Source organism: Actinocrinis sp. (assembly GCF_035653575.1).
In the GTDB taxonomy this organism is placed as follows: domain Bacteria; phylum Actinomycetota; class Actinomycetes; order Streptomycetales; family Catenulisporaceae; genus Actinocrinis.
In genome coordinates this window covers 1-12299 of sequence record NZ_DASRBQ010000030.1, presented here as the reverse complement: position 1 = coordinate 12299, position 12299 = coordinate 1, and the positions used below count along the sequence as shown (strand labels likewise).

Genomic DNA, 12299 nt, shown 5'->3' with positions numbered 1-12299 from the left:
CCCGCGCCGCGGCGCCGTTTCGAAAGCACTGGCGCGAAAGGGCTGTCTCCCGGGCTCTGTCTGGTCAGCCACGTGCCGCCCCCGCGAGCTGCGCCGATCCGACGGTCGCCAGAATCGCCGCGCGCAACTGCTCCCGGCTCGGCTGCAACGCCCGGTCAAGTTCCAGAGCGAACGGCAGGACCGCGCCATCCGGACGGGTCACCCGCCTCGGTGGCGCGACGAGCCGCATGCTCTCGGCCGCGGCGGCGACGATCTCGGCGCCGAGGCCGCAGGACCGGTTCGCGTCGTCGAACACGACCAGCCGCCCGGTGCGTTCCAGGCTGGCGGCCAGGCCCGGCCAGTCGAAGGGATGCACCGACCTGGGGTCGAAAACCTCGACCGAGACCTCCCCGGCCAGCTGTTCGGCCACCGCGAGCGCGTCGTGAACCAGGTGCCCGACCGCCACGACCGTGACATCTGTGCCCGGTCGCTGCACCCGCCCGACCCCGAGCGCAACCGGCGCCACATCGGCGAAATCCAGATCCTCGCGGCGGCGCAACGCCCCTGACGGCGCGAAGACCACGACCGGGTCATCGTCCCGGATGGCCGCAACCAGCAGGCCGTACGCATCCCGCACGGTCGCCGGCACCGCGGTCTTCACCCCGACATGCGCGAAGAGACTGTAGGGATGGTCGGAGTGCTGCCCAGCCCAGCCCTCGCGCGAACCGGAGCCGGTCACCAGGTACGTCACCGGCACGCGCGCCTGGCCGCCGGTCATCAGCGACAGCTTGTGCGCCTGGTCCGCGATCTGCTCGAAGGCGAGGAAGAGCAGCGCCGGGATCTGGAACTCGATCAGCGGGCGCAGACCGGCCAGCGCCGCACCGGTGGCGAAGCCGGTGAAGGCCTGCTCGGAGATCGGCGTGTCCAGCACTCGCTGCGGGCCGAAGCGGGTCAGCAGGCCGGCAGTGACGTTGGTGGCGGCGGACCTGACGTCCTCGCCGAAGACGCACACCGCCGGATCGCGCGCCATCTCGTCGCCGAGCGCCCGATTCAGGGCCTTGAGGTACGACTGGTTGGCCATCAGCCCACCCCGCTCCTGGTCCGGGTGCCGTCGGCGTACAGGTAGTCGAGCGCCGAGTCAGGGTCCGGATGCGGGCTGCCGGTGGCGAACAGCACCGCCCGCGTCAGCTGCTCCTCGATCTCGGCGTCGATCCGCGCACGCACCGGGTCCGGCAACCGCGCGCCCTGGATCTCCAGCGGATCGCGCGCTCGCGCGGCCTGCACCTCGTCGGCGCTGCGGTACCGCGGCCGGGCTGCGTACTCGAAGGTGTGATGTGCGTCGACCCGGTAGGTCACGCATTCGAGAAGTGATGGCCCGCCGCCTGCGCGGGCGCGGGACACGGCTTCGGCGGCCGCCGCGTACACGGCTTCGGGATCCATGCCGTCGACCGTGTGCGCGGGAATGCCGAAAGCAGCGCCGCGTCCGGTGATCGTGCCGGCTACCGCGTCCTCGGTCCGCGTGGAGGTGGCGAACCCGTTGTTCTCGCAGACGAACACGACCGGTACCCGCCACAGCGCGGCCAGATTGAAGGTCTCGAGCACGACGCCCTGGTTGACCGCGCCGTCACCGAAGAACGCCGCGGTGACCCGGTCGGCGCCGGTGCGCCGGGACGCCCAGGCCGCGCCCGCCGCGATGGGGGCCGCCGCGCCCACGATCGCGTCCGCGCCGAGGATGCCCACGCCGAAGTCGGCCGCGTGCATCGACCCGCCGCGGCCGCGGTTGAGCCCGGTGACGCGCCCGGCCAGTTCCGCGAGCATCCGCGCCGGATCGGCGCCCTTCGCCAGCACGTGCCCGTGGCCGCGGTGGGTGCTGGTGATGAAGTCGTCGCGGCGCAGCGCCGCGCACACCCCGGCCGCGATCGCCTCCTCGCCGATGTACGGGTGGATGCCGCCGACGATCACGCCCGAGCGCACCAGGTCGATCGCGCGCTCCTCGAAGCGCCGGATCAACCGCACGGTCCGATACAGCTCGGCGCGAAGCGAGGCGGCACGGTGTGAGTCAGCACGGTGTGAGGCGGCACGGTGTGAGTCAGTGCCGTCGAGATCGGCGTCGTGGTCCATGGGAGTCCCTTCTGCACGCAGGCACGGCCCGGTCAGAGTGCTGCGCCGCTCGCGGCGACGGTCACTGCGGCCGCGTCGTCCACCTGCGCTCGCACCGGCTCGCCGATCGCGGCGAGGATGCCGTCCCACAACCGGGCCCGTGCCGTCAGCGCCGCGTTGACCGTCCGCGCGCAGTCCGCCCAGTTCTGCTCGTCATCGCCGCACAGGTCCGCCAGCATCTGCATGGCTATCGGGGTGTGCTGCTCGCCGTCCACCTCGATGTGCCTGGCGAGGTAGTCGACGAAGGTATCGAGCCCGCCGACCAGCTGGTTGACCCCGACGACCTGCTGGAACATCTCCGGGATCAGGTCCTCGCGGCCGAAGGCGAACGCGGCGGCGCGGGCGTGCACCGGGGCCTGCTCGATGAACTGCCAGGTGGTGGCGACGAACTCGGCGCTCGCCGCGGGCACGCGCGCTTCGACCAGGGAGTCCGGTACCGGGTGCCCCGCGCGCAGCAGCCGCAGGAACGCCGTGATCGGGCCGGTGTCCGCGCCCGCTTCAGTCATGCCGCCGAGGTAGAGCTCGAAGTGGCTGATGAAGCCGCCGTGCAGCTCATCGCTCTCCTCGACCAGGACGATGTCGTTGATCAGCCTTCTGCTGCCGGTCGGCCCGGTCGGCACCCACGGCAGCTCGACGCAGGTGAGCGAGCGTTGCAGGGACTTGAGCAGGGACATGAAGTCCCACACCGCGAAAACGTGGTGTTCTTGGAACGTGCGGATCGCGGACGGGTCGGTGAGGCGGGCGTAGAGCGGGTGCGCGACCACGCGCTCGCGCGCCGGGCCGATGCGCCGCTCCAGCCGGTCGATCCCCGGGTGTCTGCGTCCCCAGTCGTAGCGCGACATGGCTTCTCCTGACAGTCGTGGCTCAGCCGAGCGCGGCGCCGCCGGGTTCGGTGGTGAGGGGTTGGTCCTGCTCGCTCCAGATCACCGGGCAGTACTCGGGATCGGCGTAGTCGGGGCGGCCGTCGGGCAGCCGGCGCACCAGCGCGTCGTGGTTGTACGTCACGGCGGTGCCGTCGCTCAGCTCGAACCGGCGGTATTCGTTGGCCGCGTCCTGCAGGTGCAGCGAGACCGCGCGGCGCGGCCGGTCGCTGCGGTTCGGCCCGCTGCCGTGATAGGTGCGGCAGTGATGGAAACTCAGGTGCCCCTTGGGGATCTCCATCTGCACCTTGCGGACCTGCACGTTGTTGTACGCGGCGTTCTCGGCCAGGACGCGTTCGAGGTCGAACTTGTCGCGATCCGCGAAGTGCTTCGTCATCGAGTCCTCGCGGCCGATCTCCTTCCACAGGTGGCTGCCGTCGATCATGGTGATCGTGCCCATGCTCGGGCCGCAGTCGTGGAACGGGATGAACGCGGTCAGCATCCGCTCGGAGGTGCAGGTCGCCCAGTAGTGCTTGTCGAAGTGCCAGGGCACGATGTTGCTCGGCTCGTCGGCGACCGGCGGCTTGTAGATGAGCGTGGACTGGAACAGCCGGATCCGCGCCGTCGCGGCCAGCCGCGCCGCGACCGCGCCGATCAGCGGTTTGCGCAGGATCCTGGCGATCGGGTCGCTCTCGACGTGGATGTAGTCGTTGTGCCGCTGCACCGCGCCGTGGCCCGGTTCCCAGTAAGCCAGGCGCGGCGGCCGCAGCGGCAGGGTCCTGCTGCGCTCGCCCGCGTAGAACCGCTCGCTCGCGTCGACCAGCTCGTCGACCTCGTCGTCGGTCAGCAGCTTCTTGGTCAGATACCAGCCGTGCTCCTCGTAATGCGCCACCTCCTCGTCGGTGGGCAGCAGCTCCCGCTCCGCCTCGGTGAGCGGGGGGATGGACACGGTCGAGATGCTCACGCAGGCCTCCGCGATTCGGTGGGCGCCGGGTTGCGCACGGCGGAGAGCTCCCGCTCCTTCGCCGCGTAGAGCGCGGGGATGTTGCTGGTGCCGAACGTGCGCGCGCCGTGCCGTTCGATCAGCTCCCAGAAGAAGGTGTTGCGCACGTGCATGGATCTGGCGAAGATCTGGTACATCAGGCCCCAGTGGTCCCGGTCGGCCAGGATCCCGCGCGAGCGAAGCCGCTGCACCGGGATGTCGATCGGGCCGAGCCGCGAGCCGAGCTGCTCGTAGTAGGCGGCGGGAGTGGGCGCGAATCCGGCTCCGCGGGCGCTGAAGGCGTCCACCGCCCCGGCCAGGTCGTCGGTGCTCAGCGCCACGTGCTGCACCCCGGCGCCGCCGTGCCAGGCCAGGAAGTCGTCGATCTGGCCCCGGCGGCGGCTTACGTCCGGCTCGATCAGGGTGAAGGTCACCGCGCCGGACGGGCTCTGCACCACCTGCGAGAACATCCCCTGGTCGCCGACCTCCACGTACTCCTCGAAGATCGGCTCGAACCCGAAGACCTTGCGGTAGTGGCGCACCGTCGGCTCCAGCTCTCCGGCCGGCACGCAGAAGGCGGCGTGGTCGATCGCGGTCAGCAGGTCCGGGGCGCCGGGCGGCGGCACGTCGGCGCTCTCAGCCAGGCCGGGCAGGAATCCGGCTGCCGGGCCGCTGCGCTCCACCAGGCGGTGCGCCACGTCGCCGAAGCCTGAGACCACGGCCGTGACGATCCGTTCGCCGTCGCGCTCGTAGACCCGCGGCTGCTGCAGCGGCGTCGCGCCGGCCGCGACGTACTTGGCGTACGAGGCCGCGGCGTCCTCCACCCGGAAGGCGATCGTCGCCACGCCGTCGCCGTGCCGGGCCACGTACTCGGCGGCCGGATGGTGCGCGGCCAGGCCGGAGGTCAGCAGCACCCTGCTGTCGCCCTGGCCGACCAGCAGGCTGCGCCGTCCCGGCGCGCCGGTGTCCGGGCCGCCCTGGCCCAGGACGCGGAAGCCGAACGCGCGGCACAGCACGAAGGCCGCCTGCCGGGCGTCGCCCGCGAAGAATTCGACGTGGTCGACAGCGAGCAGGTCCACTTCGCTCACCTTCCTTTCGCCGGCGGCCGCGTGGTGTGGCGGCGCGGAACGGACTTCACGGATCGGATCTGGGGGGTCGGGTTCATGGCTTGCGGTGCGTCAGACCGCGCGCGCGAGTCGGGTGCTCGGCGGTCCGAAGACGAGGCTGATGTTGTGGCCGCCGAAGCCGAACGAGTTCGACAGGGCATAGCCGATCCGGGCCTGGCGCGGCGCCTTGCGGATGTGGTCGAGGTCGCAGTCCGGATCCGGGTCGTCGAGGTTCTGCGTCGGCGGCAGCTGTCCGCGGCGCAGGGCCAGCACGGTGACCGCGGCCTCCGCGACCCCGGAGGCGCCGAGCATGTGCCCGGTGACCGCTTTCGTGGAGCTGACCGGCGGCAGGTGCGCGCCGAACGCGGCGCGGATCGCGCGGGCCTCGGCCACGTCGCCGAGCTTCGTGCTCGTGCCGTGCGCGTTGAGGTAGCCCACGTCGCCGGGTGCGATCCGCGCGTCGGCCAGCGCCCGGCGGATGCACTCGGCGGCGCCCGCGCCCTCGGGGTCGGGCATCGTGGGGTGGTGTGCGTCGTTGGTGGCGCCCCAGCCCACGAGGTCGGCATAGGCGGCCGCTCCGCGCGCGTCCGCGTGCTCCGCGCGTTCGAGGACGAAGATGCCGGCTCCCTCGCCGAGGACGAGTCCGGCCCGCCGCCGGTCGAAGGGGCGGCTCGCTGCGGCCGGGTCGTGCGCCCAGCCTCGGGCCAGGGCCCGCGCGTTGGAGAAGGTGTCGGCCAGCGTGGGAAACAGCGGCGCCTCACTGCATCCGCAGACGACCACGTCGGCCTCCCCGGCGCGCAGCAGCCGCGTCGCCTCCCCGATCGATTGGGCGCCGGCCGCGCAGGCGGTGCCGATCGACGAGCTGTAGCCGCGGATCCCGTACTTGATGGCGATGCGGGCCGCGCCCATGTTGGGCAGCATGCCGGGCAGCAGATACGGGCTGACGCCGAGGCGCCCGCGCTGCGTGCGCGTGATGACCTGGTCCTCGAGGGTGGCCAGTCCTCCGGTGCCGGACACGATCACCGCGGTCCGCAACGGGTCGGCGTCGCGGCCCACGACGAGTCCGGCGTCGGCCAGCGCGTCGGCCGCGGCCTTGAGCGCCATCACGACGTAGCGGTCCACCACGCGGGTCTCGGGCGGCGGCAGCACGCTGGTCGGATCGATCGGCGGCGCGAAACCCGCGACCTCCAGGCACTCGGCCAGCGGGTGTTCCTGCGGCGGGCGGCTCAATCCCGACCGGCCCTCACACATCGCCGCCATGATTGCGTCAGCGCTCTCGCCGACCGGCGTCACCAGGCCCATGCCGGTGATCACCACGCCGCGGTGGTGAACGCTGGGGTCCCGAACACTGTGGTTGTGAACGCTGGGGTCGTGAACACTGCGCTCGCTCATGCCCGACTCCTCTCGTGCGCCGGGGCGCCGGCCGCCAGCAGGACCGCCTCGGCGCGGTCGCGATCGTGCGCGCCGGCCGCCTGGTCGACCCGGATCAGCAGCACCTCGTCGGCGTCCGCGTCCTCGATCAGCAGTCCGGCGACGTCAAACGCGGATCGCTCCTCACCGAGGCAGACAACAGGGCCAACGAGCCCTGATTGAGCAGCGATGTGACCTGCGACCGCGTTCGGCACGCACTGAAAAAACAGCAGCGGGCCGACCCGGGCGCCGGCATCGACCGCTTGCGCCACCTGTCGTGCGCCTGCCAGGTCGCCGAGGGCGCTGGCGATGATGACCGCGGTCCGGGGCGACGCGGCTTCGGCCATGCCGGTGGTCGCGTGCGCTCGCCGATCGAGGCAGCGCCGTGCGATCTCGGCGGCGAGCGGGCTGAAGGAGGAGTTCACGAATCCGGCGAGCGCGGGCGGGGTGGCATCGGCAGGGGATTCGGGCCAGGCCGAGGCCGCGAGCACCGCGAGCCCGGCCGCCCGCGCTCGGTCTGCCAACGTTGTCGCAGAAGTCTGAGACGGCGGGACGCGGACCGGCGGCGCGTCACCGGCCGGGTCGGTCGCCTCGACCGGCATCACGGCGCCCGGGGTGCGCAGCGGAATCACGGTGCACCTACCAGCAGTGCGGTGTTCGCTCCGCCGAACGCGCTGTTGACGCTCAGGGCGTAGTCGATCGGGCGCTCTTGTCCGGCCTCGAGCACCAGGTTCAGCCGGCAGGCCTCGTCGCGGCCGAGGTAGCCGGCGTTGACTGGAAGGCGCGCGGCGCGCAGGGCGTGCACCGTCACGATCAGCTCGATCAGTGCGCCTGCTTCAAGTGCCTGGCCGTGCACCGATTTGGTGGAACTGACCGGCACCGTCTCGGCCGATTCGCCCAGCGCCAGGTGCAGTGCGGCGGCTTCGGCCGTGTCGCTGTGTTCGGTGCCCGAGCCGTGCGCGTTGACGTAGCCGATCGCCTCGGGGCGGATGGAGCCGCGCTGCAGGGCCGCCGTGATCGCCCGCGCGAGGCCGGCGCCGTCGGGGCGTGGTCGGCAGACGTGGTAGGCGTCCCCGGCGCGGCCCCACCCGGCGAGCCTGGCGAGGACCGTGGCGCCGCGGCGATGGGCGGATGAAGCGGATTCGATCACGATCGCGCCTACGCCGTCGCCGAGCAGCAGTCCGCGGCGCTGCGCGCTGAAGGGTCGAACCCGGCCGTCGGGGGCCAGGGCGCGTCCGGCGTCGAAGAGCGCGAACTGATCCGGATCGACCAGGTAACCGGCCGTGACCACGACGCTGCTCACGTGCCCGCGGGCTACGGCGGCTGCGGCATCGGCGACCGCGGTGCTGGCCGCGACGCATGCGGACGTGTATACGCGAACTGTTTCGGTGGACAGCCCTGCGCGCCGTGCCGCTGATCGCGCGAAGGCGTGCGCGCCGTGCTCGTTCGCCTCGCCGCCCTGGGCCCGAGGCAGATCCGGGTCGCCGTGCACCGCGAGGTAGAGCGGGCACTGAGCGCGCCGGCCGGAGGAGAGCCCGGCCTCGTCGCAGGCCTCGCGGACGACCTGATCCAGTTCGTCGCGCAGCGTGGGTGATCCCGGCAGCGTCGCGGCGACGCCGACTCGCCGGTCCGCGACGTCGAAGCGCCGCACCGCCTCGAAGCCGGGCGTGCCCTCGAGCGCCGCCGTGAGCAGCGGCGCGACCCCGCGTCCGAACGCGCTGGAGACGGCGGCCGCGGTGATCACGACGGGCTCGGCGCCGCGGCGTGCGACCGGGGGATCGGCGAGGGCGATCGCGTCAGTCATCGGCCGCCTCGAACAGGTGGTCGCGCAGCACCTGGGCCGCGCCGGAGACGCTCGTCATGCGGGCCAATGCCGCGTCGTCGAGGTCGATTCGCCGCCCGTAGCGCTCCTCGACCTGGTGGATGAGCCAGGCCAGCTCCATCGAGTCGATGTTCTCCGACACCTGCTCTGGCCTGCGGTCGCCGAAGGCCGCGAGCATGGTGAGCAGGTCGGCGCGCTCGGGGAAGCCGGACACGTTCAGCGCCCTGCCGCCGACGCGGACTCGAGGCGCTGCGCCACGGCTCGTGCGAATTCGCCGATGGTCATCGCGACGAGCTTCTCGGCCTCGTCGTCGTCGAATCGGACGCCGTATTGGTCCTCGACCCGCACGGAGAGCTCGGCCAGGGCCAGCGACTCCAGATCGGCTCCGGCCGGGCCGAGCAGGGTGTCGGCGCCTACGTCGGTGACGTCGTAGTTCATCGCGCTCAGCGACTGGATGATGAACGCGCGGATCTCGTCATCGGTCATCTCGCGGAGACGTCCTTTCTGCGGTGGGGGAGAGAGAGATGGCTGGGGCGGGGCGGTGCGCGCAGGGCTAAGGCAGGCGCCTGCGAAGCCGAGGGGACCCGGATCGCGGGATTGATCGGCTGTGCGGCCTGCGGTCGGCCCGGCGGGTTGCTCAGTGGGCGAGGTTCAGTGCGGCGGCTTCGCGGTCTTGGCGCGCGCCGCGCAGCGCGCTTTGATCTCGCACGAGCTTCCCGGTCGCCGTGCGCGGTAATTGGTCGACGACGTGCAGGACCCGGGGTCTCTTGTATGCGGCGAGACGCTGCGTCAGCAGTTCCCGCACCCGCGCCTCGGCATCCGGTCTGTGCAGCACGACGTACGCTTCGACCGCCTTGTCGAAGACGACGACCGCGCCTTCGACCTCGGGCAGGTCGGCGAGCGTGTGCTCGACCTCGGTGAGGTCGACCTTCAGTCCGCCGACGGAGACCTGCGAGTCGCGGCGGCCGAGGACCCGCACCAGACCGGTGTCGGGATCGACGCAGCCTGCGTCGCGGGTGTGCAGCCAGCCGTCGGACCAGCGCGCGGGGTCGGTGTCGCCGAGGTACGGCGAGCTCGGCATCGCGAGGTGCAGTTCGCCGCCCTGCTCGCGGATGGTCAGGCCTGGTGCGGGGCGCAGCGCGGGTCGGTCGGTTCCGAACAGGTCGGTGGCGATGACCCCGACCTCGGTCATGCCGTACATGTTGCCCAGCCGGACTCCGTAGCGATGGACGAAGGACTCGTAGATCCCGGTCCGGACCAGCTCGCCGCCTGTGGTCATCCCGGTCAGCTGCGGCAGCGGCGGCGGCTCGGCCACGGAGGCGAGCAGTTCGATGTGGAAGGGGACGCCGAGCAGCGTGGTGGGCTCGGGGCCGGCGGCCACGGTGTCGAGGATCCCGTGCGGAGTCATCCGTTCCGGGATCGCGAGCTGCACTCCGGCGCTGAGGCCGTAGAGCAGCCCGCCGACCAGGCCCAGGACGTGCACCATCGAGGCCAGCGACACGATGCGTTCGCCTTCGCGCGGAACGCCTTCGATCTGCCGGTACCGGTCGATCTCGGCGATCAGGTCGGCCGCGGTGCGGCCGATCACCTTCGACGGGCCGGTGGAGCCCGAGCTGAGCTGGACGAGCGCGTGCGGTCCGGCGGCGGGCAGGCCTGGACGGCTGGAGACCTGGGCCTCGACGTCGGCGAATCCGCGCAGTGTACCGTCAGGCGCCTGCTTTGCCCGCACCACGACCTCGGGAGCGAGCCGGGAGAGCGCGCGGTCCACCTCGTACGGAGTGAGCCGGTGGTCGAGCAGGATCGCCTGGGCGCCGATCCGCCACGCCGCGAGCAGAGTGCTGATGAACGTCAGCGAGGGCGGCAGACATAGGGCGACCACACCGCGATCGCGCAGGCCGGCCGCGGCGAGCGACTCCTGGTGGTCGGCCACGAGCCCGCGTAGCGACTGCCGGTTGACCGGCGCGCCGAGGACAAGGCAGGTATCGCCCGGGCGGCCGGCCAGGAGCACGTCGTCGACCCAGCCGGGATCCAGCGGCGGTTGCGCACCCTCGATCACGACACACCTTCCCCCTTCGCGCGCCGGTGCATGCCGAATCGAAGACCGGGCGCGGTCTTGAGCCGTTTGGCTAAGTTGCCTGTCTTGCCTGATGGCGGTGCGTTCCGCGGCGCGCAGGGCGGAGAGCGCAAAAGGCCCGGAGTACCGGGCCCGGTGCGTGCCGTCGCGGGTACCCGCCGTCCCGAGCGGCCGGCGGGCCGTAGCCGGTCCTTCGTCGGGCCGGCGAGGTGACGGGGGTTCAGCGGTGGCCAACGCCCGTTCGGCGCCATTCTCATCACAGGATTTGAGGCGCCGCAAGACCCTGCGTCTGATCGGTTTTCTTTGCCCTGGTCACGACCTGGATGACGCAGTCCGCTTCTAGGAACGGATTGGGGAATTGACGTAAGAAGTCACTCGTGGCAACCTCGTCGCTGACCGACAGCACTGATTTAATGTTCGTCATCGTGTTGACGAGGGGTCAGCACGTAGGTGGTCTAAGGCAAGGCACTACCTTGTCTGAGCTGCCAGTATGCCGAATCGTTCTCGAATCACAAGCTCTGGAGATTCGGTCTTTACGCCAGCTGAGATTGGTATATACCATGTCTTCGCTGGTTATCCACGCTATATGTAAGTTTCACGGCCGCAGCGCCGCGGCCGTCACCGCGGTCCTATCAACTGGCTGATTCGATGGCCTGCCGAATAACCGGCCGCGTTCGGCGTGCTCATTTTTCGGAGGGGTGGAGTCTCTTTTTCAAGGCTCCACGAAAAGCCATTCCATAATGCATTCTTCCAGGGGATCTTCAGGAGACTCGCCGTCGTGGATGTCGACTTGAGCGCCGCGCCCGCCTCCGCCGTGCCGTCCGGGCTCAATGCGGCGGTGCAGCGGTATTACGACACGACCCTTGATCTATACGAGGATCTTTGGGGCGAGCATGTCCATCACGGATATTGGGATCCCGGCGAGACGCCGGGCACCGAGGGCGCGGACCGGCGCGCCGCCACCGACCGCCTGGTGCGCGAGCTGGTCGCGTTCGCCGGGATTCCCGCCGGGGCGCACGTGCTGGACGTCGGATGCGGGATCGGCGGCTCCGCGCTGTATCTGGCCGGGAGCTTGGACTGCACCGTCGACGGGGTCACCCTCAGCGCGGCCCAGGTCGAGCGCGCACGCCAGAAGGCGCGCGACGCGGGACTCGAAAACCGGGCCCGCTTCCACCAGGCGGACGCGCTGCGCACCGGATATCCGGACGCCTGCTTCGACGCGATCTGGGCGCTCGAGAGCCTGATGCACATCGCGGACCGGGCGGCGTTCTTCGCCGAGGCGCTGCGGCTGCTGCGGCCGGGCGGCGTGCTGGCGATCGCGACCTGGGCGGTGCGCGAGGGAGAGCTGACCGCGGACGAGGACGCGCTGGTCAAGCAGATCCTGCGGCATCAGGTCATGCCGAGCTTCTCCTCGCTGCCGCAGCACGAGCGGCTGGCCGCCGCGGCCGGGTTCGAGCGCGTCGCCGCGGTGGACTGGACGGCGGCGGTGGCCAACTCCTGGGATCCGGCCTTCGCGCTCGTCCCGAAGGTCGACGGCCCGCGGGCGATGCGCGAACTGGCCCGCGATCGCGGCGTGGACGTGCTCGGGTTCTTCTATGCCGGCCCGCTGATGCTCAAGGGCTTCGAGACCGGCGCCATGACGTACGGCGCCGTACGCGCCGTGAAGCCGCAGCCCGGAGCCGTACCGGCGGCGCGCCCGTGACTGCCGACGGATCGCAGGACACGACGACGGCGGCCGGGCCGGGAGCGGCGCACGGTCCGCTGGTCGCGCAGATCGCCGCGCTGCTGCGGGAGGTCACCGGCGAGGACGAGCAGTGGCTCGCCGCCCTCGGCCCGCACACCCGCCTGGACGCGGACCTGCTGCTGGAGAGCATCGAGCTGGCCGCGCTCGGCGAGGCGCTGGCCC

Annotated in this window: 12 protein-coding genes and 1 pseudogene; 2 read left to right on the top strand and 11 right to left on the bottom strand. The window is 71.5% G+C overall.

What is annotated here, in order from left to right; translation table 11 throughout:
- Positions 1 to 64 precede the first annotated feature (64 nt).
- The 11 genes from VFA06_RS05325 to VFA06_RS05275 form a co-directional block, all read right to left on the bottom strand.
- Positions 65 to 1060, bottom strand: a complete 996-nt coding sequence (locus VFA06_RS05325; RefSeq protein ID WP_324839272.1) for an alpha-ketoacid dehydrogenase subunit beta — start codon at positions 1058 to 1060, stop codon at positions 65 to 67.
- Positions 1060 to 2100: a thiamine pyrophosphate-dependent dehydrogenase E1 component subunit alpha gene (locus tag VFA06_RS05320; protein WP_324839271.1), complete on the bottom strand. Its 1041-nt coding sequence runs from the start codon at positions 2098 to 2100 to the stop codon at positions 1060 to 1062. The genes VFA06_RS05325 and VFA06_RS05320 overlap by 1 nt, the downstream gene beginning before the upstream one ends.
- 32 nt (positions 2101 to 2132) lie before the next feature.
- Positions 2133 to 2981 (bottom strand): DUF3050 domain-containing protein, encoded by an 849-nt coding sequence (locus VFA06_RS05315; protein ID WP_324839270.1) that lies wholly within the window; start codon positions 2979 to 2981, stop codon positions 2133 to 2135.
- A 22-nt stretch (positions 2982 to 3003) separates the two neighbouring features.
- Positions 3004 to 3963, bottom strand: coding sequence for a phytanoyl-CoA dioxygenase family protein (locus VFA06_RS05310; protein WP_324839269.1), 960 nt, complete (start codon positions 3961 to 3963; stop codon positions 3004 to 3006).
- Complete coding sequence (gene hppD, locus VFA06_RS05305; RefSeq protein ID WP_324839268.1) at positions 3960 to 5060, bottom strand: 4-hydroxyphenylpyruvate dioxygenase; 1101 nt, start codon at positions 5058 to 5060, stop codon at positions 3960 to 3962. Before hppD ends, VFA06_RS05310 begins: the two co-directional genes overlap by 4 nt.
- A gap of 99 nt (positions 5061 to 5159) precedes the next feature.
- Positions 5160 to 6479, bottom strand: coding sequence for a beta-ketoacyl-[acyl-carrier-protein] synthase family protein (locus tag VFA06_RS05300; RefSeq protein ID WP_324839267.1), 1320 nt, complete (start codon positions 6477 to 6479; stop codon positions 5160 to 5162).
- Positions 6476 to 7129 (bottom strand): hypothetical protein, encoded by a 654-nt coding sequence (locus tag VFA06_RS05295; protein ID WP_324839266.1) that lies wholly within the window; start codon positions 7127 to 7129, stop codon positions 6476 to 6478. The genes VFA06_RS05300 and VFA06_RS05295 overlap by 4 nt, the downstream gene beginning before the upstream one ends.
- Positions 7126 to 8301: a beta-ketoacyl synthase N-terminal-like domain-containing protein gene (locus tag VFA06_RS05290; protein ID WP_324839265.1), complete on the bottom strand. Its 1176-nt coding sequence runs from the start codon at positions 8299 to 8301 to the stop codon at positions 7126 to 7128. Before VFA06_RS05290 ends, VFA06_RS05295 begins: the two co-directional genes overlap by 4 nt.
- Positions 8294 to 8533 carry a hypothetical protein gene (locus VFA06_RS05285; RefSeq protein WP_324839264.1) on the bottom strand — a complete coding sequence of 80 codons (240 nt, stop codon included), beginning with the start codon at positions 8531 to 8533 and terminating at the stop codon, positions 8294 to 8296. Before VFA06_RS05285 ends, VFA06_RS05290 begins: the two co-directional genes overlap by 8 nt.
- 2 nt (positions 8534 to 8535) lie before the next feature.
- Positions 8536 to 8805 carry an acyl carrier protein gene (locus VFA06_RS05280; protein WP_324839263.1) on the bottom strand — a complete coding sequence of 90 codons (270 nt, stop codon included), beginning with the start codon at positions 8803 to 8805 and terminating at the stop codon, positions 8536 to 8538.
- A gap of 151 nt (positions 8806 to 8956) precedes the next feature.
- The gene (locus tag VFA06_RS05275) at positions 8957 to 10375 is read right to left on the bottom strand and encodes a fatty acid--CoA ligase family protein (RefSeq protein ID WP_324839262.1); all 1419 of its coding nucleotides are present in this window, start codon (positions 10373 to 10375) and stop codon (positions 8957 to 8959) included.
- A 796-nt stretch (positions 10376 to 11171) separates the two neighbouring features.
- Between VFA06_RS05275 and VFA06_RS05270 the strand changes: the two genes are divergently transcribed.
- Both VFA06_RS05270 and VFA06_RS05265 read left to right on the top strand, forming a co-directional pair.
- Positions 11172 to 12095 (top strand): methyltransferase domain-containing protein, encoded by a 924-nt coding sequence (locus VFA06_RS05270; RefSeq protein ID WP_324839261.1) that lies wholly within the window; start codon positions 11172 to 11174, stop codon positions 12093 to 12095.
- Positions 12092 to 12299: pseudogene (locus VFA06_RS05265) on the top strand (hypothetical protein); the annotation flags it as partial. The gene VFA06_RS05270 and the pseudogene VFA06_RS05265, both read left to right, overlap by 4 nt.

Excerpts from the sequence above, each read along its gene's own strand:
- VFA06_RS05315 (WP_324839270.1), bottom strand. The coding sequence starts at position 2,981 with ATGTCGCGCTACGACTGGGGACGCAGACACCCGGGGATCGACCGGCTG.
- VFA06_RS05280 (WP_324839263.1), bottom strand. The coding sequence starts at position 8,805 with ATGACCGATGACGAGATCCGCGCGTTCATCATCCAGTCGCTGAGCGCG.
- VFA06_RS05320 (WP_324839271.1), bottom strand. The coding sequence starts at position 2,100 with ATGGACCACGACGCCGATCTCGACGGCACTGACTCACACCGTGCCGCC.
- VFA06_RS05290 (WP_324839265.1), bottom strand. The coding sequence starts at position 8,301 with ATGACTGACGCGATCGCCCTCGCCGATCCCCCGGTCGCACGCCGCGGC.
- VFA06_RS05325 (WP_324839272.1), bottom strand. The coding sequence starts at position 1,060 with ATGGCCAACCAGTCGTACCTCAAGGCCCTGAATCGGGCGCTCGGCGAC.
- VFA06_RS05300 (WP_324839267.1), bottom strand. The coding sequence starts at position 6,479 with ATGAGCGAGCGCAGTGTTCACGACCCCAGCGTTCACAACCACAGTGTT.